Source organism: Streptomyces inhibens (assembly GCF_022221585.1).
GTDB classification, from domain to species: Bacteria; Actinomycetota; Actinomycetes; order Streptomycetales; family Streptomycetaceae; genus Streptomyces; species Streptomyces inhibens.
In genome coordinates this window covers 8,253,125-8,275,140 of the sequence record NZ_CP084681.1, presented here as the reverse complement: position 1 = coordinate 8,275,140, position 22,016 = coordinate 8,253,125, and the positions used below count along the sequence as shown (strand labels likewise).

Here is a 22,016-nt window from a genome sequence, read left to right as displayed (position 1 = left end):
CCTCAAGGCCGCGCGCCGTGCACCAGGGCGCGCGGCCGCAGTGCTACCCATGGGCGGGTGGCATGGTTCTCGGATTCCGGTTACTGGCTCGGACGGCTCGTCTTCCAGCGGATGCTGGCCGTTCTCTATCTGGTCGCCTTCCTTGCGGCGGTACGGCAGTTCCGGGCGCTCATCGGGGCGCGCGGCATGCTGCCGGTGCCCGCGTTCGTGGCACGGGTGCCGTTCGGCGCGGCGCCGTCGGTGTTCCAGTGGCACTACTCGGACCGCTTCTTCGCGATCTGGTCCTGGGGCGGGGCGCTGCTGGCGGCGGCCGTGGCGGCGGGGGCCGCGGATGCCGTGCCGCTGTGGGCGGCGATGGTGATGTGGGCCGTCCTGTGGGCGATGTATCTGTCCGTCGTGAACGTCGGGCAGACCTGGTACAGCTTCGGCTGGGAGTCGCTGCTGCTGGAGGCGGGGGCGCTTGCGGTGTTCCTCGGCAATGCCGAGACGGCTCCCCCGGTGGTGGTGATGTGGCTGCTGCGCTGGCTGCTGTTCCGGGTGGAATTCGGGGCCGGACTGATCAAGATGCGCGGCGACACCTGCTGGCGGGATCTGACCTGTCTGTACTACCACCATGAGACCCAGCCGATGCCGGGCCCGCTCAGCTGGTTCTTCCACCATCTGCCCAAGCCGCTGCACCGGGTCGAGGTGGCCGCCAACCACGGTGCTCAACTCGTCGTCCCCGTCCTGCTGTTCACCCCGCAGCCGATCGCCGGGTGGGCCGCCCTCGTGATGGTCGTCACCCAGTTGTGGCTGGTGCTGTCCGGCAACTTCGCCTGGCTGAACTGGCTGACCATCGCGCCCGCCATGTCTGCCGCCGCCCCGCTGTGGGGTCAGCCGTCCTCCCCCCTCCCCGCACCCCCCGTGTGGTTCGAGGTCCTGGTCCTCGCGGCGGCCGCCGGTGTCCTCGTGCTCAGCTATCGGCCGGCGCGCAACCTTCTGACCCGGCAGCAGATGATGAATACGTCCTACGAGTCGCTGCACCTGGTCAACTCGTACGGCGCGTTCGGCACCATCACGCGGGTGCGCCGGGAGATCGTGGTGGAGGGCACGGCGGACGCGGTGACCGGCCCCGACACGACCTGGCTCGCGTACGAGTTCCACGGCAAGCCGGGCGATGTGCGGCGGCTCCCACGGCAGTTCGCGCCGTATCACCTGCGGCTGGACTGGCTGATGTGGTTCGCGGCGCTGTCGCCCGGCTATGCACGGGCGTGGTTCGTGCCGTTCGTGACGCGGCTGCTGGAGAACGACCGGGACACCCTGCGACTGCTGCGCGGCAATCCGTTCCCCGATCTGCCGCCGGCCCGGATCAGGGCCCGGGTCTTCCGCTACCGCTTCACGACCTGGCGGGAACTGCGGGAGACCGGAGCGTGGTGGCATCGCACCGAGGAATGGGAGTTCATGCCGCCGGTCGCGCGGTCAGCTCTGCACGGAAGGCGATGACCATATCGCGTGCGTGCCGCAGTCCGATGCGGGTGAAGTCACGCTCCAGCGAGGCGAGTTCGGCCATCGTCCGGCCCACGTCGCGGCCGAGACGGGCACGGGACTTGGCCAGGCCGAGGCGGGAGAGCGCCACACCGCGCGGCTCCTGCATCTCGGAGAATTCCTGGAGCGAGAGGGTGTAGGTGTCGCGCGCGGACTCGTAACGGCCCGCCCGGTAGAGGACGTTGGCGCGCATCTTGTGGTTGTAGGCGAGCGCGCTGGCCAGGTCCATGGTGCGGCAGATGGTCTCCGCCTCGGACAGCAGCGCCAGCGCGCGGTCCGTCTCCCCCTGTACGGACAGGACATCGGCCACCCCGCGCAGCGACCAGGCGCGCCCGCGGGCGTCATCGGCCTCGGCCGCGATGCGGGCGGACTCCTCGAACAGCTCCAGGGCCTTGTCGTAGCCGCCGGTGTTGCGGTGCATCTGGGCTATGCCGGACATCGCCCAGACCATGTGCCGGGCCTCGCCGTGCGCCCGGCCCTGTTCGAGCAGCTGCTCGTGGAGTTCGGCGACCGCGGCGTAGTCGCCCTGGATACGGCCGGTCTCGGCGAGGCCGGCGAGCGAGTAGCCATGGGCGAGGCGGTCGCCGCTGTCGGCGGCCATCGTGACGGCGTGGGTGAGCAGCCGGCGGGCGAACGGCAGCGTCCCGCACTGGCGGGCCAGGGTGCCGCCGCTCCACAGCGCCCAGGCCATGGCGGCCGGGTCACCGGCGGCGCGGGCGCTGCGGTAGCTCTCCCGCCAGGCGGCGCCGGCCTCCGCCACCCGGCCGAGCCGCCGGTTGGCCTCGGCGACCGCGAGCGCGGCCCGTGCCCGCTCCAGCGCCGTTCCCGCCTCGGCGTGCGCGCGGGTCGCCGTCGCCAGCACCTCCTCGTACGAGGAGTTCACGCCCAGTGCCGAGCCCAACTCGCCCTGGTATTCCGGGGCGAATGCCTTGCCGTACATATATCCGTGGCCTCTCGATCATCTCCGTGCCTTGATCAAAAACTACGAGCGGGGCGGGGTGCGGCGAATCAGTCCGTGTATGTGTTGTGCCGTACGACTCGAGTGCTACGACAGGGGGTCATGGTCATCACGGGGATGTAGGGGTACGTCAGGGTTACCCGGCCGGGACGGGCACCGACATGGCGTTGCACACCATGCAATTTGAGTTGCAGCTCTTGCCGGTGTGGGCGTGACGGGCCACGCTGCTGGCATGACACCAGCGCGTACGGGAACGCGGTCCGGGACCGGGATCGGCCGTCGGCGGTTCATCGGGACCGCCGTGGCGGGGCTGACCGCGGCCGCCGGTGCGGCGCTACCGACAGCGCGGGATCCGGCGCCCGCGCAGGCCGGACACCCTCCGGCACACCGCCCACGCGGCGCCCGGCCGCTGTTCCTGGGCACGTACACCTCGACCGCGGGCGGCGGGACCGGCATCGGGCTCGGCACGTACGACACCGGGACCGGGCGGATCACCGCCACCGGTGTCGTGACCGGAGTCGCCGATCCGTCCTATCTCGCGCTCGCACCGACCGGCCGCACCCTCTACGCGGTCGATGAGCAGGAGCAGGGAGGAGTGACCGCCGTCGCGCTGACGCCGGACGGCGCGCCCAGGGTGCTGGGCACCCTTTCCACCGGCGGCGCCGGGCCCTGCCATCTGTCGGTGCACCCCGGCGGGCGCTGGCTGCTCAGCGCCCATTACCTCTCCGGCAGCGTGGCCGTGCACCCCATCGACCGGTCGAGTGGCGCCCTGGGCGAGCGTACGGACCTGGTCACCCACTCCAGCCCGCCGCCCGGCCCCGGCCAGGACGGACCGCATGCCCACCAGATCATCACCAGCCCGGACGGCCGGCACGTCCTGGCGGTCGACCTCGGCAATGACACCGTCTACACCTACCGGCTGGACACATCGGCCGGAAAGCTGACCCAGGTGTCGTATGCCGCACTGCGGCCCGGCGCCGGTCCCCGGCATCTGACCTTCCACCCCTCGGGCGTCTTCGCCTATCTGGCGAACGAGGTCGACAACACGGTCGTGGTCTGCGGCTATGACCGCAAGAGCGGGCGGCTGACACCCGGCGAACCACAGTCCACCGGGACCGGCCCGGGGACCAGCTATCCGGCGCAGATCCTGGTCACCAGGGGTGGCGGCTTCGCCTATCTCGCCAATCGCGGTCACAACAGCCTCACCCGCTACGCCGTGGAGGCCGGCGGGGCACGGCTGCGCCTGCTGGACACCGTGCCGGTGGGCGGGGACTTCCCCCGGCAGATCGCGTTCTCGCCCGATGAGCGGTGGCTGTTCGCGGCGAACCAGAAGTCGGGGTCGGTGACGGTGTTCTCGGCCGATGCGCGGACCGGGGCGCTCAAGAACGCGGGCGAGCCGTTCGCCGCTCCGGTCCCGGTGTGCGTGCTCCCGCTGTGAGTGCGCCGTGCGGGACATGGTGCCGGCCGTGCCGTCGCCGCACGCGGCCACCGGAGCCCCGGCCCGCCGGCTGAAACACTGCGGCAACGGCCCCGCATGGTTGGCCGGTTGGCGTCGGCTCCCATGAGCACGGGAACGGTTCCGGACGACATCACGGAGGCCGGGGCGCCGGCGGCGCAGGGCGGTCTGCGGCAGCGGCTCAAGCTCCGCCATATGCAGTTGATCGCGCTGGGCGGGGTGATCGGCGCCGGGCTGTTCGTCGGCAGCGGTGTGGCCGTACCCGTACGGTCCACCGGTCCGGCCGCCGTGCTGTCCTGCCTGGCAGACGGGGTGCGGTGGCGGGCGGCCGTATCATTCAACTGTGGCTGCCCGGCGCCCCGTTGTGGGCGATCAGCCTGGTCCCGATGACGCTGCTGACCGCGACCAATATGGTTTCGGCACGCTCCTACGGCGAGTTCGCGTACTGGTTCTCCTCGATCAAGGTCCTGGCGATCGTGGTGTTCCACTTTCCGGGCGCGCTGTATGTGCTGGGCTGTGGCCGGACGCCCACGGCGGGCTGGGCAATCTGACGGCGCACGGCGGGTTCGCGCCCGAAGGGGCCGGCGCGGTGCTGGCCGCCGTGGTGCCCCACATCGGGTTCTTCACCGGCGCGGAGATCGTGACCATCGCGGCCGCCGAGTCGGTCGAGCCGGAGCGGGCGGTGGCGGATGCGATCCGTTCCATCGTGCTGCGGGTGGTGGCGTTCCATGTGCTGTCGCTCTTCCTGGTGGTCGCGGTGGTGCCGTGGACGTCGAAGGCGATCGAGGTGAGTCCGTACGCGGCGGTGCTGGACCGGCTCGCGGTGCCCGCGGCGGGCACGGTCATGAACGCCATCGCGCTGATCGCCGTGCTGTCCTGCCTGAACTCCGCGCTGTACACCTCCTCCCGGATGCTGTTCGCCCTCACCCGTAACGGGGACGCGCCGCGCGGCTTCACCAAGGTCAGCGGGGGCGGGGTGCCGCGCCGGGCGCTGCTCGCCGGAACCTCGGTCGTCCATCTGGCGATCGCGGTCGCTCGGGTGCGGCTGCGGCGGAAGCCGGAGCGCACCGAGTTGGCCCGGCTGACGCTGAAGATGTGGCTGTTCCCGTGGCTGAGCCGGGTGACCATCGCGTTGATGGCGCTGGTGATCGGGGCGATGGCCTTCCTGCCGGACAGCCGCTCGCGGTTCTGGCCGAGTCTGCTGACGGTGGCGGTGGTGCCTGCCGGGTACGAACCGCGGCGCCGGGTGGGCGGCAGGCGGCAGGGCGTATCCGGCGGGTGAGGGTCGGACGGGCGCCGGTCGGCGAGCAGATCGCGCAACTCGGTGAGGGTCGGACGGGCGCCGGTCGGCGAGCAGATCGCGCAACTCGGTGAGGGTCGGACGGGCCCTAGTCGGCGAGGTACTGCCGCAGCAGATCGCGCAGTTCGGTCTCGAACGCGGCGTATTCCAGGCGGAGTTGACCGCCCGGCCAGTCCCGTGGCAGCAGCTCGGCGGGCAGCAGCGGGTCGGACAGGAGATGGCGCAGCGCGGCCGCCGCGATCGTGAAGCGGTCGGCGAGGGTGTCGGCGCCGTGCAGTGCGGCCATCAGGTCACGGGCCCGCGCCGCCCAGCCGTCCAGGTCCCACAGCCGGCCCGCGAGCGCGGCCGGATCGTCGTCCGGGGTGCCGGTGAACCAGGTGCACTGTTCGGTGACGACGGCCGGGCGGCTCCGGTCGAGGTTGGCCGGGCGCAGCCAGCTGCCCTCGCGGAGTTCGGCCAGCCGCAGCGCGGCCATGGCCTGACGCAACGCGGTGCGCTCGGTGGCCGGCCGGCGTTCGGAGGTGGCGACGACGGCGATCTCCCACTCCCCGCCCCAGGGCCGGGTCCGCGGTGAGCGGCTCTCGTCCTGACGCGTCTGGCGCGCGAGCAAGCGGCTGGTGAGTGCGTACGAGCCGGCGGCCTGCCGCAGGTCACCGGCGGCCACCATGCGGGACAGTGCGACCCGGACGGTCCCCTCGGCGATACCGAACAGCTCACCGACCCGTACCAGGGCGCGCGCGGGCAGCCGTGGCGGGTGGTGTCCGAGGAGGGTGCTCAGCACGATCGAGCGGGCGGTGAGCGGCCGCAGCGCGAGCGCGGCGGTGTCGCTGGTGTCGTCGTTCATATGTGCACGAAATTCTAGCGACGCTAGCCATGAGCCGGCACGGCGGTCGTACGACATCACGGTCCTCGACATTACATACTTCCCACAGATGTTCTACTTCTGTAACGTCAACGGTATGACCGTCACCCATGAAGTCGTGAATCAGGCCCCGCCGCTGACCGGGTTCAGTACGGCGGACGAGCCGGCTCTGCTGGAGGCGCTGCGCCGGGACGGCGCCGAGTGGGGCGAGCGGGAGGTGTCCGAGCTCGGCGCGCTGGCCGGGTCGGCGGCGGTGCAGGACCAGGCCCGATGGGCGGAGCAGCAGCCGCCCCGGCTGCACACCCACGACCGGTTCGGGCACCGCGTCGACGAGGTGGAGTTCCATCCGGCCTGGCACCAGCTGATGACGGTCGCCGTGGAGCACGGTCTGCACGCCGCGCCCTGGGCCGACGACCGCCCGGGGGCGCATCTGGTGCGCGCCGCGAAGTTCTATGTCTGGTCGCAGGCCGAGCCGGGACACGGCTGCCCGATCTCGATGACGTATGCCGCCATCCCCGCGCTGCGCAGCGCACCGGACCTCGCCGCGCAGTACGAGCCGCTGCTCGCGGCCCGCAGCTACGACTTCGGGCTGCGCGCACCGCTGACCAAGTCGGGCCTGATCGCGGGCATGTCGATGACGGAGAAGCAGGGCGGCTCGGACGTACGCGCCAACACCACGCGCGCGGTGCCGGCCGGCGACGGCACCTATCGGATCACCGGCCACAAGTGGTTCACCTCGGCGCCGATGAGCGATGTGTTTCTGGCGCTGGCGCAGACCGAGGAGGGGCTCAGCTGCTTCCTGCTGCCGCGGGTGCTGCCGGACGGCACGCTCAACGGGATGCGGCTGATGCGGCTGAAGGACAAGCTGGGCAACCGCTCGAACGCGTCCTCGGAGATCGAGTACGACCAGGCGGTGGCCTGGCCGGTCGGCGAGCCGGGCCGTGGGGTGCGGACCATCGTCGAGATGGTGAACATGACGCGGCTGGACTGTGTGCTGGGTTCGGCGGCCGGGATGCGGGCGGGGCTGCGGCAGGCGCTGCACCACACCGCTCATCGGCGGGCGTTCGGACGGAAGCTGGACCGGCAGCCGCTGATGCGCTCGGTGCTCGCCGATCTCGCGATCGAGTCGGAGGCGGCGACGCTGCTGGGTATGCGGCTGGCGGCGGCGGTGGACCGCTCGCAGGCCGGCGACGCCGGGGAGGCGGCGCTGCGCCGGCTGGCGCTGGCGGCCGGCAAGTACTGGGTGTGCAAGCGGGGCAGCACGCATGCGGCGGAGGCCCTGGAGTGCCTGGGCGGCAACGGGTACGTCGAGGACTCCGGCATGCCCCGGCTGTATCGGGAGGCACCGCTGCTGTCCATCTGGGAGGGCTCGGGCAATGTCGCGGCGCTCGATGTGCTGCGGGCGCTGGGCAAGGAGCCGGTCGCGCTGGACGCGTTCCTCGCCGAGGTGGAGACCGCGGCGGGCGCCGACCGCCGGCTGGACGCGGCGGTGGCCGGGGTCCGCAAGATGCTCGGCTCACTGGCCGATCCGGAGCGGGCACAGCTGATGGCCCGGTCGCTGGCGGAGCGGTTGACATTGGTGCTCCAGGGTTCGCTGCTGCTGCGCTACAGCCACCCGGCCGTCGCCGATGCGTTCTGTGCCTCGCGCCTCGACGGGGAGTGGGGCAACGCCTTCGGCACTCTTCCGTCCGGCGTCGATCTGACGGCGGTGCTGGAGCGTGCCCGGCCGCGGACGCCCGGTGCGGGCGGGGGCGCGGCCTGATGTCCGTACGGGTGGAGCGGGCCGGGCCGGTGACGACGGTGGTGCTGTCCCGGCCGGCGGCCCGCAATGCCGTGGACGGTGCCACGGCGGACCAACTCGCCTCGGCTTTCCGGGAGTTCGAGGCCGATGACGGGGCGCGCGTCGCGGTGCTGTGGGGCGAGGGCGGGACGTTCTGCTCCGGCGCGGACCTCAAGGCGGTGGGCACCGAGCGCGGCAACCGCGTCGCGCCGGACGGGGACGGGCCGATGGGGCCGACCCGGATGCGGCTCGGCAAACCGGTGATCGCGGCGGTCGCCGGTCATGCGGTGGCCGGCGGTCTGGAGCTGGCGCTGTGGTGCGATCTGCGGGTGGCGGAGGAGGACGCGGTCTTCGGGGTGTTCTGCCGACGCTGGGGGGTACCGCTGATCGACGGCGGTACGGTGCGGCTGCCCCGGCTGATCGGAGCGAGCCGGGCGATGGACCTGGTGCTGACGGGGCGTCCGGTCCCCGCCGCGGAGGCACTGGACATCGGACTGGCCAACCGTGTGGTGCCCACCGGGACGGCGCGCGCGGAGGCGGAGCTGCTGGCCGCGGAGATCGCCCGCTTCCCACAGGCCTGTCTGCGCAGTGACCGGGCCTCTCTCCTGGACCAGGAGGGCAAGGACGAGCGGTCCGCGATGGCCGAGGAACTCCGTTACGGGCAGGCGGTGTTGGCCGAGGCGACAGAAGGCGCGGCGCGGTTCGCCGCGGGGGCGGGGCGGCACGGGGAGCCGGAACGGAGGTAGGGCCCCACCCGGCGGATCGGGTGGGAGCGCCGCGAGCGAACGGGTTTGCGCAGCCGGCGGACCGCCCGTCGCAGGGGTGGGGAGCGTCGTTGAACGGGCGCGGTTCTCCACGTACCGTCGCCTTTCCCCGCCCCGCCGCCCGCCCTTGAGGAGCCCACCGCATGCAGGACCTGAACTACCCCGAGCAGGGCGGCACCCGACGCTCCCCGCTGCCGTCCGGCTACCACCACCTCCACGAAGAGCTGCCGGTCGGCCACGGCCGCGCGGCGCTGACCGCGGCGGGCGAGGCGATCACCACCTTCCGGATGCATCGTGCGGCAGGCACCGGAATCCGGGCCGACGCCCCACGCGCCGCGCCGGGTGTGGGCGTCGAGGTCTCGCTGGGCATCGGCCCGCTGCGGCTGCGGGCACCGTGCCGAGTGGTGTGGACCGTGGCCGAAGAGGACCGCATCGGCTTCGCGTACGGGACGCGGGACGGGCACCCCGAGTGCGGCGAGGAAGCGTTCGCGGCCGAGCTGCGCGCCGACGGCTCGGTGTGGTTCACCGTGACCGCCTTCAGCCGCCCCGCCAGCTTCCTCACCCGCGGCGCGGGCCCGTTGGTCCCCGTCTTCCAGCGCCTCTACATCCGCCGCCTGGGCCGCACCCTGCGCCGCCTCGCGAACCATTAGCGGAGGGCTCATGGGGCATTTTTCTCACGCGTTGATGCCGCTCGGAAACACGTAGTTACCAATGAGTAGCCGCGTGGCCGCTGATCGCCATACGTCCACCTGTGATTCATCATTCCGTCACCACGATCCCCGTCGATCGTGAGAGAAATCCAGACATGTGTGATGACGAACTGATCCCGCCGCAGGCGGATATGACCGAGCAGGAGTGGCTGCGGGCCGGCTCGGAGGCGACCGCCGGGGGGCCGCCGGTGCGGACGACGGGGCGCGTGCCGCAGTGGGTGAACCGGCGGACGCTGCTGGGCGGCGCGATGGCCGGTGCGGCGCTTGCCGTGCTGCCGTCGCAGGCGCAGACGCCCGCGGCCGCCGCGCCCCGCCTCGGGAGCCCGGGCGCCTTTCCGTTCCCTGAACACCCCAATGGCAAGGGCGAGTTCAGCGTACTGATCACCGGTGACGCGGGGACCGGCGACGAAGCGCAGTATGCGGTGGCGGCCGCCGCGCGGGATATCTGCCAGACCGAGCACGTAGGCCTGGCGGTGGGTCTCGGCGACAATATTTACGAGAACGGGCCGGAGTCCGACGACGACTCGGAATTCCAGGACAAGTTCGAGAAGCCGAACAGCGGCATCGATGTGCCCTGGCTGATGCTGCTGGGCAACCACGACTGCTCGGGGCTGATCCCGGGCAGCGGCGGCGACCCGTCGCGCGGGGACCGCGAGGTCGCCTACGCGAAGACCTCCCGGCGCTGGTACATGCCGAGCCGCTACTACAGCGTGCCGCTGCCGGCCGCCGATCCGCTGGTGGAGTTCTTCGCGATCGACACCATTCCGTGGTCGTCGTATGTCGCCCAGCTCGACCCGTACTACCGGTGGGACGGGCCGTACATGCGCGAGCAGCGGAGCTGGCTGGACGGTGCGCTGCGCGCCTCGCGGGCCCGCTGGAAGGTGGTACTGAGCCACCACCCGTACCTCAACAACGGCAAGCACGGCAGCGCCGGTTCGTACGACGGTTTCGAGATCGGGAACTACACCAGCGGCGTCCACCTCAAGGACATGTACGAGAAGGTGGTGTGCGGGCGGGCCGATCTGATCCTGTCCGGTCACGATCACACGCTTCAGATCCTGGAGCCGACTGCCCGTACGGGCGGCACCCGTCAGGTGGTGTGCGGGGCGTCGGCCAAGACGGAGGACGGCAAGGCGCACTTCGGTCACCCGGCGGCCTGGCAGAACTTCTCCGACCACGGGTTCATGGTGCTGAAGGTCTCCGGCGCGCGGCTGACCATCGATGCGTACACGGTCGATGTGGCGACGCGGAAGGCGACTTTGCAGCACCGGACGCGGCAGACGCGGCCGGTTGCGGCGGCGGCACGGGCGCACGCCTGACGGTGGGAGCCGTCCCGGCCGTGGCGCTCGGCCGGGACGGCTCACCTCACCTCACTCCATCTCACTTCACCTCACCGCACTGTCGACCCGCTGGGAACTCACTGCGGATAGCTCACCAGATTCGCGACATTGCTGTTCGCGTCCGAGGGGCCGCCCGTGCCGTTGATGACATGGCGGATCGTCCCGGTGCCGCCGAGGGAGACGGTCACCATGTCGTGGAAGCGCACGCCGGGGGTGTCGGGCACCTCGAAGGCGTGCTCGGCCGTGACACCGCGGTCGACATTGAAGAAGCAGTAGCTGCCGAGCCCCCACGCCTCGTGGTTCTTGACGTTGTCACCGACCTTGTAGGCGGCGTAGCCCTGGGTGCCGCCGTTCATCCAGGAGCCCTGGTCCGGCGGGTCGTAGGGCATCTCGTTCTGGTAGAAGTACGTCCGGCCGCGCTCGCCGTTCCAGACCGTCTGGTGCTGCTGGTAGTGCTCGACGAACAGGCCGTACATGGTGACGTCGTCGCCGTTGACGGTGAGGCCGTTGGCCGCGGTGTTGGTGTTCCAGCCGACGCCGTCGCCGTGGTCGGCGCGCCAGATCCACAGATGGTCGCCGATGACGTGCGAGCTGTTGACGACCAGGCTCTTGGCGGCCTTGCCGGGTCCCGCTCCGCCGACGCGGAAGAACACATCGTGCAGCGAGGTCGGGTCGTCGGCGTGGCCCGCGGAGGAGTTCTGCGGGCCGAGCTCCATCAGCGACGGGGAGCTCTGCGTCCCGGCGTCGATCAGCAGGCCGGCCAGCTTCACACCGTCGACATCGGCCACCGAGACGGCCGTGATGCCGTTGTCGGGGATGAGGGTGGCGAGGCCCAGGCCCAGCACCACGGTGTCCGGTTCGGTGATCCGCAGCGTCTGGTCGAGGTGGTAGACACCGGGTGTGACCAGCAGATGCTTGCCGGCGGCCAGTGCCGTGTTGATCTGCGCCGCGGTCGCGCCCGGCTTGACGACGAAGAAGTCGTCCAGCGGCAGTGAACTGCCCTGCGGGCTGCCCGAGGACCAGCTGGTGCCCTGGGAGTCCTTGCGGAGTGCCGGTACGAACACCTGGTAGGCGCCGGCGTCGTCGACGTACAGGAACGGCTTCTCGCGGGAGACAGGAGTGGTGTCGACGCGGGTGTAGGGCGGCCGGGGGAAGTCTCCGGCCGGGGCGTTCTCGGCGCCGACGAAGACCATGTTCCAGTTGGCGCCGGTCCAGCTGCCCCATTCGGTGTTGCGGGACAGCCACTGCTGCTGGGAGCCGGAGCGGACCTCGCCGTCGACCTTGGTGTCGGCCAGCAGTCCGCCGCTGGACCAGCCGCCGTCGTCCAGCTGAAGATCGCCCTTGAGGTGCATCCGGCGGTACGGCGCGGCCTGCGAGACCGCCCAACGGTCCGCGCCGCCGGCCGGGTTGACGGCGAGGTTCTCGGCGGAACGCCAGAAGTTCTGGGTCGCGTTGCCGTCGAACCAGTCGGCCTCCGCGTGTACGGCGCCGTTGAGGGTGGTGTCGTCCGGGGAGCGGCCGAGCCCGGCGATCTGGGTGTAGAAGCCGATGTTGGCGTCGACGTCGTACGAGCCCGGTTTGAACAGCAGCGCACGGCGGGCCGCGCCGAACTGGTTCTTCTCCTGTTCCTTGAAGACGTCGTTGACGGCGCTCTGGATCTGGTCCTTGGGCGTCGAGGGGTCGAAGATCCGCACGTTCGGGCCGAGGTCGGGGTCGGCCGCGGCGGCATCCGCGTGCGGGAGCGAGAGGGTGGCGGCGCAGGCCGCGACGAGGACGGCGAGGACCGTGACGCGGCGGGGTACCCGCGCTCCGCGGTGCCCGCCGGCACGGTGGACTCTTCGGGATCTCATGGTGGGGGGTGCCCTCCTGTGGCAAGGGCAGGCAGGCGCGCACGCCGGATGTCTGCCCTCTGAGCCGGTGGGTTCACGGCTCTGCTGACACTTCCGGCCGGTGTGGTCACGGCCGACGGCTCGGCCATATGGTTCGGGGCTTGAACGTGCCACGTCAAGGGTCATGCGCGACTTGGGAGTTGGCGGGGGTCGGATTCCGGCTTGGATTCACCTTCTGAACGGGAGGCGTGCCGGGGTCCGGTGGGCGGGGCGCCCGCGGCGGAGCGCCCGGGCGGTGCCGTCACCCGGACCCCGTAGCCCCGGAGGGCAGTCGGCGCACCGGAAATGCGGGGTCCCCGACCCGCGCCTAAGGTGTTCGCATGGCCGCGTTCCGGTGGATATCGGCCCCGGTCAACGGCCCACGACCGAGGGCACGGGGCGTGCTCGACCCGGCGTCGCCGGGCGCTGCCCTGATGTCCCGCTGCCTTCAAAGGGTGAGCCCGTACGGTTCGCGCCTCAGGTCCACGAGGCGGGGCGCCCCATGACCGGACCGCCGCCCGGCCTGCCCGACGAGGGATATGACCCCCGGACCGAACAGGACTGGCGCCGGGTCGAGGAGGACGCGTCCGGGGTGTCGCACCATGAGCCGATCGGGCTGCGCGAGCGGCTCTCGCTCAACCGGATGGGCACCTTCGACTGGGATCTGGACGGCGGGTGCATGGACCTGGACCCGGGTGCCATGGACGTCTTCGATCTACACCCGGGGGAATACGACGGTGCGCCGATGTCGCTGGTCACGCGGGTGCCGCCGGAGGAGGGCCTGCGGCTGGACGAGGCGCTCTCCCAGGCCCTTCAGGACGGCCACTCGTCCTACGGCGCGTACTTCCGGATCCAGTGCCGCGACGGGTCCCAGCGGTGGACGCACTCCCAGGGGCGGATCCTGCACAACGCGGACGGAATGCCGTACCGGATCATCGGCATCGTCCGGGAGGCGACCAGTGAGCTGGCGGACTCCGCGCTGCTCCGCTCGCTCCAGCAGGAGCGGCAGCGGCAGACCGTGATGGTGCAGCAGACCACCGCCGCGCTGGCCCGTGCGCTTTCCGTCAAGGACGTGACCCGGGTGCTCACGGGTACCGGCGGCGCCCGGCGGTTCGGTGCGGACGGGCTGGTCCTGGGGCTCGTCGAGAACGACCGGTTCGAGGTCATCGCCACCGCCGGGATGGGGGGCGAGGTGCCCGACGACATGATGACCTCGCGGCTGGACGACACCCTGCCGCTGGCCGACGTGGCGCGCTTGCGGCGGCCGCTCTTCCTCAGCACCCGCGGTGAGCTGGTCGCCCGCTATCCGCGGCTGCGCCCGTACACCGATGTGCTGCCGACGGGCAGCGCGGCGTTCCTGCCGCTGATCGCCCAGGACACCGTCATCGGGGCGCTGGGGCTGTTCAACTCCGAGCCGGCGGTGCAGTCGCCGGAGGCCAGGAACCTGGCGCTGGCGCTGGCCGGTGTCGTCGCGCAGTCGGTGCAGCGGGCGACCCTCTTCGACCAGGAGCGGGAGTTCGCGACGGGGCTGCAGGAGACGATGCTGCCGCGCCGGCTCCCGCCCATCGAGGGCGGTGCGGTCACCGTCCGCTACCACCCGGCGAGCGTGGGGCGGGACATCGGCGGCGACTGGTACGACGTGATCGCGCTGCCCCAGGGGCGGACCGGCCTGGTCGTCGGCGATGTGCAGGGCCATGACACCCATGCGGCCGCCGTGATGGGCCAGCTGCGTATCGCGCTGCGCGCCTACGCCAGCGAGGGGCACTCCCCGGAGACCGTACTGGTGCGGGCCTCCCGCTTCCTGGCCGAGCTGGACACCGAGCGCTTCGCGACCTGTACGTACATCCAGGCGGATGTGGAGTCCGGCGCGCTGCATGTCGCACGGGCCGGCCATCTCGGCCCGCTGATCAGCAACAGCTCCCGGCACATCGACTGGCCCGAGGTCTCCGGCGGGCTGCCGCTGGGGCTGGCCACCCTCTTCGGGCACGACCATTTCCCGGAGACGCAGATGTTCCTGGAGCCCGGGTCGACGCTGCTGCTGTGCACCGACGGCCTGGTCGAACAGCCCGGCCAGGACATCTCGGAGGGCATCGACGCACTGTCCGCCGCGGTCCGCGCCGGCCCCGCGGAACTGGAGGCCCTTGCCGACCACCTCTCCGACCACCTGTGGGCGGACCCCGGCTCCGAGGACGACATGGCCCTTCTGCTGCTGCACCGGCGGCCCGGCCCGGGGGCCGCCACCACACCGCGGCTGCGGCTGCACGTCCATCAGGCCGACCCGTCGGGCGCCGCGGAGGTCCGCTCGGCGCTGCGCCGCACGCTGGACCAGTGGCGGGCGGGCAGCATCACGCACAACATCGAGGTCGCTGCCTCCGAGCTGATCGCCAACGCGCTGACGCACACCGAGAGCGGCGCGCTGGTCTGCGTGGAACTGCTGCCCGGCATCCCGCGCCGGATCCGGCTGGAGGTCGAGGACCGCTCCAGCCAGTGGCCGCGCCGGCGCAGCCCCGGCGAGACCGCCACCTCGGGCCGCGGGCTGATGCTGGTCGAGGCGCTGGCGGACCGCTGGGGCGCCGAGCCACGCGGCGCGGGCAAGGCGCTGTGGTGCGAATTCGTGGTGGCGGAGGCACCGGGCGAGCCGCCGGGGCACTGACCTCCCTCGGCTCAACTCCCTTGTGCCACAAGGCTCGACGGAACCGGCTGCCCGCGCCGGATCACCGTGCCAAGATGGCGGCTACTGTCTGCCACGGGGAGGGTCGACCATGTCGGGCCCTGGTCAAGGTTCACCGTCGGATTCCGGCGGACTGAAGGTGTCCGTGAGCGGTCCGGAGAGCGCGGCGCATCTCGCGTCGCTGCGGGGCTGGCTGGCTTCCGACGACGCGCTGCGCGGGCGGGTGCACCAGCGGCGCCGGCCGCCGGAGCCCGGCCACATGGGCAGCCTGGTGGAGGTGCTCACCGTCGTCGTGGGCACGGGGGGCATCGCGGGGCTGATCACTCCGCTGTGCACCTGGCTGGCCGGCCGTCGCTCCGATGTCACGGTCACCGTCGAGCTGCCCGAGGGCCGCAAGGTCAGCGTGGATGTCAAACGGGCCGGCGACCCGGCGGCGGTGATCCGTGAGGCGAACGGCCTCCTCAACTCGCCCGACGGGCAGGACGGGTGAGCGAGCGCCGGTTCCCGCACGGCCCCGCCAGCCGGGCCGTGCTGATCGGGACCAGTCGCTTCAGCAGCCCCGATCTGCCCGGTATCCCGTCGGTCCGGGAGAACCTCGAGGCGTTACAGGGCGCGCTCACCCACCCGACACAGGGACTGCTGGCCCCGGAACACTGCCGGAAGGTGTCCGACCCCACCGACCAGGCGGCCGTCGGCGCGGCGCTGACCTGGGCCGTACGGGAGGCCGACGATCTGCTGCTGGTGTACTACGCCGGGCACGGCGTACTGGACGACAGCGGCCTGCTGCATCTCGGGCTCGTCCACACCGATGTCGAGCACGTCGGCTTCTCCGCCCTCCCGATCGACCTGATCAAGCGCCATGTCGGTGAGGCGCGGGCCAAGTCCCGGGTGCTGCTGCTCGATTGCTGCTTTTCGGGCCGGGCGGTGTCCGCGATGGCCGAGCCGACCAACCTGGCCGTCGGCCAGCTCGACCTATCCGGAACGTACACCCTTACGTCCACGACGAAAACAGCTCCGGCGCATGCGCCCCTCGGCGCGACGTACACGGCCTTCACCGGGGCCCTGCTGGACGCCCTGGCCGCGCCGGCCGCCCTCCCCCTCGACGAGATCTACCGCGAGGTCGACCGCGCGCTGCACGGCCGGGGGCTGCCCCGGCCGCAGCGCAGGTCGGCCGGGGCGGCCGGGTCGCTCGCGCTGGTACGCGGGCCGGTGCGGACGGGTGGGGCCACGCCGCCGACGCCGCCGATGCCGCCCCTTCCACCGCCCCCGTCGTTCCCTCTCGGTCCGCCCGCTCCGGCGCCGCGCGCGCGAAAGGGCAAACGTGCGGTGGCGATCGCCTCGGCGGTCGGCGGGGCGCTGGCGGTACTGCTGGCCTCGTCACTGATCAAAGGCGCGCTCGGCGACGACGGCGGCGATGACGGCAGCGGTGGCGGTGGCGGCAAGAAGGACGCCGGCGGACGGCCGGACACCGGCCACAGCAGCGCGACGACGCCGGCGGGCTCGGCCGCTCCGGTGACGTCCGGCCCCACCCCCACGGGCCCGAAGCCGCTGTACCGGGACAAGCACCTCACCTGGCAGGCGCCGGACTGCACCGCCGGATCGGCATTTCAGTTCCTCGATCTGGACCAGCCGTCCGTCAGGGGCGGCGACATCGAAACCGGGATGGGTGCCGATCTCGACTACGTGGGCTGCCCGGGCCCGTCGTTCGGCGGCCGGGCCGTGATCTGGCCCAACGACGAGGACTTGCAGAGCTTCCAGGTGAAGATCGGCACCGCCGGCCCGGGGACCGATACGGCGGACGCCTGCCGGGCCGCGGCCGATGAGCGACCGGTCGGCGCTCATCTGCCCGCCGCGAAGATCACCGCGGGCACGGTCTGGTGCGTGATCACCACGGACAACCAGGTGGCGAAGGTGGTGTTCACCGACGTGGATGCGTCCCGGGCCCAGGGCCTGGGCACCAGCGCACGCAACCCCACCTTCGAGCTGTCCGCCACCTTGTGGGGCGCCCCGTGAACCTGTCGTAGTCCTCCGGTCGTCTCAGTTCTCCGGTCGTCTCAGTCCTCCGGCCCGCACCACACCGTCGTCATATTGCAGAATTCCCGGATCCCGTGCCCGGAGAGCTCCCGTCCGTAGCCGGAGCGCTTGGCGCCGCCGAAGGGAAGGCCCGGGTGGGAGGCGGTCATGCCGTTGAAGAAGAGGCTGCCGGCCTGCACGTCGCGGGCGAGGCGGGCCTGTTCGTCGGGGTCGCGGGTCCAGGCGTTGGAACTGAGCCCGAACGGCGTGTCGTTGGCCAGCGTCACCGCCTCGTCCAGGTCGGCGACGCGGTAGAGCGTGGCGACCGGGCCGAACGCCTCCTCGTGGTGGATGCGCATGGCGGGGGTGATGCCGGACAGCACCGTCGGCTCGTAGAACCAGCCCGCGCGGTGCTGGGGCGGCCGCCGGCCACCGCACAGTGCACTCGCGCCCCGGTGGATCGCGTCATCGACGAGTTCCTCCAGGTCGGAACGGCCCTGCTCGCTGGAGAGCGGACCGACGTCGGTGTGCTCGTCCATCGGGTCGCCGACGGTCAGCGCGGCCATCCGGGCGGTGAACCGCTCGGTGAAGGCGTCGTAGACGTCCTGGTGCACGATGAACCGCTTGGCCGCGATGCAGGACTGCCCGTTGTTCTGGACCCGCGCGGTGACCCCGACGCGGGCCGCCTTGTCGAGGTCGGCGGAGGGCAGGACGACGTACGGGTCGCTGCCGCCGAGTTCAAGGACGGTCTTCTTGACCTCGTCACCCGCGATCGACGCCACCGAGCGGCCGGCCGGCTCGCTGCCGGTCAGCGTCGCGGCGGCGATCCGCGGGTCGCGCAGGATGTCCTCGACGGCGCCGGCGCCGATCAGCAGGGTCTGGAAACAGCCCTCGGGGTAGCCGGCGCGGCGGAAGAGTTCCTCGATGTAGAGCGCGGTCTGCGGGACGTTCGAGGCGTGCTTGAGCAGCCCGGTGTTGCCCGCCATGAGGGCGGGCGCGGCGAACCGTACGACCTGCCAGAGCGGGAAGTTCCAGGGCATGACCGCGAGGATGGTGCCGATGGGGCGGTAGCGCACCACGGCGCGCACCGCGCCGGAGTCGCGGACATCGGCGGGGTCGGGGTGCTCGTCGGCGAGCAGTTCCTCGGCACGGTTGGCGTACCAGCGCATGGCCTTGGCGCACTTCGCGGCCTCCGCGCGGGCCTGGACCAGCGGTTTGCCCATCTCGGTGGTCATGGTGCGGGCGATGCCGTCCTGGTCGGCGTCGAGCAGGTCGGCGGCCTTGAGCAGCAGTTCCTTGCGGCGGGCGAAGGTCGTGGTGCGGTGCTCCTGGAAGGCCTGCTCCGCCCGGGCCAGGTGGTCTTCGATCTCGCCCGCGTTGAGCGCGTCGAAGGTTTTCAGGGTCTCGCCGGTGGCCGGGTTGACCGTGGCGATGGCCATGATCAGCACCTCCTTGGTGTGCGGGGCGGTGGTGCCCGCGGGATACGGGCACGAGGGTCCGGGCGGTTGCTACCTGAGCGGCGAGGGAGCCGGGGAAGGCTCCGGGACCGGGTCGGGATCGGGTCCGGGCGGACGGGGTACCGGCGAGGGATCCGGCGGTATGGGATCCGGCGGTCCAGGCGGGGTGGGCGGCCCGGGGAGCGGCTCAGGGATGGGGCTGGGCGGCGGGCCTCCCGGGTCGGGGACCGGCGTGGGCTGGGGATCGCGGTCGAGCACGCGGTCACTGCGCGTATGCGGTTGCCGCTGCACTGCGGGCCTCCAGAATGAGACGGCTAGTGGCACATGAGCCCCCGTACCCGAGTTTCGCCCGTCCATGGCCCCGGCGCACGGCGGATTGGCGCGGACGGGTTGCGGATGGACCCGGATCGGCGTATGTGACCTGATCGGGCGGCGCCGGGCGGGCCGGTGGGGCTTTACCTTGCGGTCATGCCCATGACGCGTACGAGGACGAGGTACCCGGCCGCGGCGCTGCTGTCCGCGCTCTGCGCGCTGCTGCTCACGGTGGCCGCACCCGCCACGGCCGGCGCTCCGCCCGCAGTGCCCCCCACCCCGGTCGTCCCGCTCCCCTCCCGCATGGCCGACACCGGCGGCGGCGACCAGCTGATCACCGCGCAGGCGCCCACGACGAGCGCCACCGCCGGAACGGTGGTGTGGTGGCAGCGGCACAACGGCCGCTGGCGGCAGGCCGGTTCGGCACCGGCACGCTTCGGGTCCGGCGGGCTGACCGAGGGCGCCACCCGGGTCCAGGGCACCTCGACCACCCCGACCGGGCTGTACGACCTGCCGTTCGCCTTCGGGTCCGATCCGGCACCGCCCGGCACCGTCACCCCCTACCGCAAGGTCGGCGCCGACTCCTGGTGGTGCGAGGACAACGCCTCGGCGTCCTACAACCGCTGGGTGGAGCCCCTGCCGGCGGACTGCGCGGCCGGCGAGTCCGAGCGGCTGGCGGACCATCCGGTGCAGTACAGCCGGGCCCTGGTCACCGGCTTCAACTACCACCGCCCGGTGCACGGCCGGGGCGCCGGGATCTTCCTCCATGTCCACGGGAAGGGCGCCACGGCAGGCTGTGTGTCCGTACCGGCCGGGGCGATGGCGCGGATCCTGTCCTGGCTGCGGCCGTCCCAGGAGCCGCATATCGCCATCGGCACGGTGTACGGGCCGACCGCGCTCACCCGGTACTGACCGCTTCGGCGGTCAGCGGGAAGTGGCAGGCCACCCGGTGTCCGGGCGTCTCCGGCTCGGCCGGCGGCGGCTCCGTGGTCGCGCACAGCCCGGTCGCGGCCGGGCAGCGGGTGCGGAAGCGGCAGCCGGAGGGCGGGTCGGCGGCCGACGGGGTCTCGCCGCCGAGCGGGCTGCCGGCCGGGACGGCGTCCGGGTCGGGTGCGTTGACGGTGTCCAGCAGCCCCCGGGTGTACGGGTGCAGCGGCCGGGCGAAGACCTGCTCCGCGGGGCCGGTCTCGACGAGCTTGCCCAGGTACATCACGCCGACCGAGTCCGCGAGATGCCGCACCACCGCCAGGTCGTGCGAGATGACCAGATAGCTGAGCCCCCTCTCGCGCTGCAGCTCGCGCATGAGGTTGAGGATCTGCGCCTGTACCGAGACATCGAGCGCGGAGACCGGTTCGTCGGCGACGACAAGGGACGGCGCCAGGGCCAGGGCGCGGGCCAGGCCGAGGCGCTGCCGCTGACCGCCGGAGAATTCGTGCGGATAGCGGTCCACCGCGCCGCGCGGCAGCCCGACGTCGTCCAGCAACCCGTCGATCCGCCGCCGCTGCCCGGCCCGGTCGCCGATGCCCTGGATGACCAGCGGTTCGCGCAGTACGGCCCCCACCCGCATCCGCGGGTCCATGGCGGCACAGGAGTCCTGGAACATCAGCTGGACGTCGCGCCGATGCGCGCGCAGCTCCCGTTTGGTGAGGGTGGCGATATCGCGGCCGCCGAAGTGGACACTCCCGCCGGTGGGCGCCTCCAGGCCGACGGCCATCCGGCCGAGGGTGGACTTGCCGCAGCCGGACTCCCCCACGATGCCGAAGGTCTCGCCGCGGCGGACGGTGAGCGAGATTCCGGCCACCGCGCTGACCTCGGCGGCGCCCTTACGGCGGGCGAAGGGGCCGCCGTGCAGCGGGTAGGTCTTGCTGACATCGGCGAGGCGGAGCAGCGGTTCGTCCGTACGCACCGGGGGCCGGGCGGGTGCGGGCGGGAGGATCTCGGCGGCCGGGTCGGCGCCGGGGGCGGGGTCCGTGGGGTGGAAGCAGGCGAAGGCATGGGCACCGGCGGCGGGTGGGGTGTCGTCGAGGCCGTCGGTGAGCTCCGGCTCGGCGGCATGGCAGACGTCGGTGGCGAAGCCGCAGCGTGGGGCGAAGCGGCAGCCGGTGGGGCGGGTGACGAGGGACGGCGGCAGGCCGGGGATGGTGGCCAGCGGCCGGTCGGCGCCGGTGACGGGGGCACTCCCACTCAGCGGTGGCCGGGGGAGTTCGGGCAGGGCCGCGAACAGGGCCTGGGTGTAGCGGTGCCGCGGGGTGGCGAACAGCGGCCGTACGGCGGCCCGTTCGGCGATCCGGCCGCCGTACATCACGGCGACCCGGTCGACCCGGCGGGCGATCACCCCGAGGTCGTGGGTGACCAGGATCATCGCCATGCCGAGGCGGGCGCGCAGCTCGTCGATGAGTTCGAGGATCTGGTGCTGGGTGGTGACATCGAGGGCGGTGGTCGGCTCGTCGGCGATCAGCAGCCGGGGTTCGCAGATCAGCGCCATGGCGATCGCGACGCGCTGCCGCATCCCGCCGCTGAGCTGGTGCGGGTAGTTCTTCAGCCGCTCGGCGGGGCGCGGCATGCCGACCAGGTGCAGGGTCTCCTCGGCCTTGGCCCAGGCCTCGGCCCTCGTCAGCCGCGTGTGCAGCAGCAGGGGTTCGGCGACCTGGGCGCCGATGGTGAGGGTGGGGTTGAGGGAGGTCAGCGGGTCCTGGAAGACCATGCCGACGGTGTTTCCGCGGATGTCCCGCAGCACGGGTTCCGGGGCGGCGGCGAGGTCGGTGCCGTCGAACAGGATCCGGCCGCCGGTGATCTTGCCGCCGTGCGGCAGCAGCCCGAGGACGGACAGCGCGGTCATGGTCTTGCCGCAGCCGGATTCGCCGACGATGCCGAGCGCTTCGCCGGGGGCCAGGTCGAGGTCGATGCCGTCGAGGGCGTGGACGGTGCGGCCGCGGCCGGCGATCTCGACATGCAGATCGTCGATCCGCAGGAGCGAATCGGTCATGGTGGGGTCCTCGCT

15 protein-coding genes and 1 pseudogene are annotated in these 22,016 nt (G+C 72.1%); 11 read left to right on the top strand and 5 right to left on the bottom strand.

All coding sequences use genetic code 11. The features are described from left to right. Nucleotides 1–57: 57 nt before the first annotated feature. The gene (locus tag KI385_RS37100) at nt 58–1,482 is read left to right on the top strand and encodes a lipase maturation factor family protein (RefSeq protein ID WP_238576408.1); all 1,425 of its coding nucleotides are present in this window, start codon (nt 58–60) and stop codon (nt 1,480–1,482) included. On the opposite strand, the gene KI385_RS37095 is transcribed toward KI385_RS37100, so the two are convergent. After that, nucleotides 1,439–2,464: a tetratricopeptide repeat protein gene (locus tag KI385_RS37095; protein ID WP_238576407.1), complete on the bottom strand. Its 1,026-nt coding sequence runs from the start codon at nt 2,462–2,464 to the stop codon at nt 1,439–1,441. The two genes, KI385_RS37100 and KI385_RS37095, sit on opposite strands and share 44 nt — an antisense overlap. Before the next feature lie 250 nt (nt 2,465–2,714). Here KI385_RS37095 and KI385_RS37090 point away from each other — a divergent pair, with 250 nt between their 5' ends. Then, on the top strand, nt 2,715–3,920 hold the full coding sequence (locus tag KI385_RS37090; RefSeq protein ID WP_238576406.1) for a lactonase family protein: 1,206 nt from the start codon (nt 2,715–2,717) through the stop codon (nt 3,918–3,920). 335 nt (nt 3,921–4,255) lie between these two features. Further along, nucleotides 4,256–5,220: pseudogene (locus KI385_RS37085) on the top strand (amino acid permease). Between the two features lie 106 nt (nt 5,221–5,326). Here the strand turns inward: KI385_RS37085 and KI385_RS37080 are convergent. Then, a complete protein-coding gene (locus tag KI385_RS37080) occupies nt 5,327–6,082 on the bottom strand; it encodes a PaaX family transcriptional regulator C-terminal domain-containing protein (protein ID WP_238576405.1) in 756 nt (251 codons plus the stop codon). 115 nt (nt 6,083–6,197) lie between these two features. Between KI385_RS37080 and KI385_RS37075 the strand changes: the two genes are divergently transcribed. From KI385_RS37075 to KI385_RS37060, 4 genes are all read left to right on the top strand, one after another. Next, nucleotides 6,198–7,862 (top strand): acyl-CoA dehydrogenase family protein, encoded by a 1,665-nt coding sequence (locus tag KI385_RS37075; protein ID WP_238578013.1) that lies wholly within the window; start codon nt 6,198–6,200, stop codon nt 7,860–7,862. Continuing rightward, a complete protein-coding gene (locus KI385_RS37070; RefSeq protein WP_238576404.1) occupies nt 7,862–8,626 on the top strand; it encodes a crotonase/enoyl-CoA hydratase family protein in 765 nt (254 codons plus the stop codon). The genes KI385_RS37075 and KI385_RS37070 overlap by 1 nt, the downstream gene beginning before the upstream one ends. Nucleotides 8,627–8,787: 161 nt before the next feature. Next, the gene (locus KI385_RS37065; RefSeq protein WP_238576403.1) at nt 8,788–9,294 is read left to right on the top strand and encodes a DUF1990 domain-containing protein; all 507 of its coding nucleotides are present in this window, start codon (nt 8,788–8,790) and stop codon (nt 9,292–9,294) included. A gap of 155 nt (nt 9,295–9,449) precedes the next feature. Next, complete coding sequence (locus KI385_RS37060) at nt 9,450–10,673, top strand: metallophosphoesterase (RefSeq protein ID WP_238576402.1); 1,224 nt, start codon at nt 9,450–9,452, stop codon at nt 10,671–10,673. 98 nt (nt 10,674–10,771) lie between these two features. On the opposite strand, the gene KI385_RS37055 is transcribed toward KI385_RS37060, so the two are convergent. Next, complete coding sequence (locus KI385_RS37055; protein WP_238576400.1) at nt 10,772–12,544, bottom strand: coagulation factor 5/8 type domain-containing protein; 1,773 nt, start codon at nt 12,542–12,544, stop codon at nt 10,772–10,774. Nucleotides 12,545–13,064: 520 nt separating this feature from the next. Between KI385_RS37055 and KI385_RS37050 the strand changes: the two genes are divergently transcribed. The 3 genes from KI385_RS37050 to KI385_RS37040 all read left to right on the top strand — a co-directional run bounded on the left by KI385_RS37050 (nt 13,065) and on the right by KI385_RS37040 (nt 17,246). Next, complete coding sequence (locus KI385_RS37050; protein WP_238576399.1) at nt 13,065–15,215, top strand: SpoIIE family protein phosphatase; 2,151 nt, start codon at nt 13,065–13,067, stop codon at nt 15,213–15,215. 163 nt (nt 15,216–15,378) lie between these two features. Next, nucleotides 15,379–15,723, top strand: a complete 345-nt coding sequence (locus KI385_RS37045; protein ID WP_238576398.1) for an effector-associated constant component EACC1 — start codon at nt 15,379–15,381, stop codon at nt 15,721–15,723. Continuing rightward, complete coding sequence (locus KI385_RS37040; RefSeq protein ID WP_238576397.1) at nt 15,720–17,246, top strand: caspase, EACC1-associated type; 1,527 nt, start codon at nt 15,720–15,722, stop codon at nt 17,244–17,246. Before KI385_RS37045 ends, KI385_RS37040 begins: the two co-directional genes overlap by 4 nt. Before the next feature lie 41 nt (nt 17,247–17,287). On the opposite strand, the gene KI385_RS37035 is transcribed toward KI385_RS37040, so the two are convergent. Continuing rightward, the gene (locus KI385_RS37035) at nt 17,288–18,685 is read right to left on the bottom strand and encodes an NADP-dependent succinic semialdehyde dehydrogenase (RefSeq protein ID WP_238576396.1); all 1,398 of its coding nucleotides are present in this window, start codon (nt 18,683–18,685) and stop codon (nt 17,288–17,290) included. Nucleotides 18,686–19,171: 486 nt separating this feature from the next. Between KI385_RS37035 and KI385_RS37030 the strand changes: the two genes are divergently transcribed. Continuing rightward, nucleotides 19,172–19,927: a L,D-transpeptidase family protein gene (locus KI385_RS37030; RefSeq protein WP_238576395.1), complete on the top strand. Its 756-nt coding sequence runs from the start codon at nt 19,172–19,174 to the stop codon at nt 19,925–19,927. Here KI385_RS37030 and KI385_RS37025 read toward each other — a convergent pair. Continuing rightward, nucleotides 19,914–22,001: a dipeptide ABC transporter ATP-binding protein gene (locus tag KI385_RS37025; protein ID WP_238576394.1), complete on the bottom strand. Its 2,088-nt coding sequence runs from the start codon at nt 21,999–22,001 to the stop codon at nt 19,914–19,916. The two genes, KI385_RS37030 and KI385_RS37025, sit on opposite strands and share 14 nt — an antisense overlap. Nucleotides 22,002–22,016 lie beyond the last annotated feature (15 nt).

What these genes read in the sequence shown, in the direction of transcription:
- KI385_RS37095 (WP_238576407.1), bottom strand. Translation starts at nt 2,464, where the DNA reads ATGTACGGCAAGGCATTCGCCCCGGAATACCAGGGCGAGTTGGGCTCG.
- KI385_RS37090 (WP_238576406.1), top strand. Translation starts at nt 2,715, where the DNA reads ATGACACCAGCGCGTACGGGAACGCGGTCCGGGACCGGGATCGGCCGT.
- KI385_RS37080 (WP_238576405.1), bottom strand. Translation starts at nt 6,082, where the DNA reads ATGAACGACGACACCAGCGACACCGCCGCGCTCGCGCTGCGGCCGCTC.
- KI385_RS37075 (WP_238578013.1), top strand. Translation starts at nt 6,198, where the DNA reads ATGACCGTCACCCATGAAGTCGTGAATCAGGCCCCGCCGCTGACCGGG.
- KI385_RS37070 (WP_238576404.1), top strand. Translation starts at nt 7,862, where the DNA reads ATGTCCGTACGGGTGGAGCGGGCCGGGCCGGTGACGACGGTGGTGCTG.
- KI385_RS37065 (WP_238576403.1), top strand. Translation starts at nt 8,788, where the DNA reads ATGCAGGACCTGAACTACCCCGAGCAGGGCGGCACCCGACGCTCCCCG.
- KI385_RS37060 (WP_238576402.1), top strand. Translation starts at nt 9,450, where the DNA reads ATGTGTGATGACGAACTGATCCCGCCGCAGGCGGATATGACCGAGCAG.
- KI385_RS37055 (WP_238576400.1), bottom strand. Translation starts at nt 12,544, where the DNA reads ATGAGATCCCGAAGAGTCCACCGTGCCGGCGGGCACCGCGGAGCGCGG.
- KI385_RS37050 (WP_238576399.1), top strand. Translation starts at nt 13,065, where the DNA reads ATGACCGGACCGCCGCCCGGCCTGCCCGACGAGGGATATGACCCCCGG.
- KI385_RS37035 (WP_238576396.1), bottom strand. Translation starts at nt 18,685, where the DNA reads ATGGCCATCGCCACGGTCAACCCGGCCACCGGCGAGACCCTGAAAACC.
- KI385_RS37030 (WP_238576395.1), top strand. Translation starts at nt 19,172, where the DNA reads ATGCCCATGACGCGTACGAGGACGAGGTACCCGGCCGCGGCGCTGCTG.
- KI385_RS37025 (WP_238576394.1), bottom strand. Translation starts at nt 22,001, where the DNA reads ATGACCGATTCGCTCCTGCGGATCGACGATCTGCATGTCGAGATCGCC.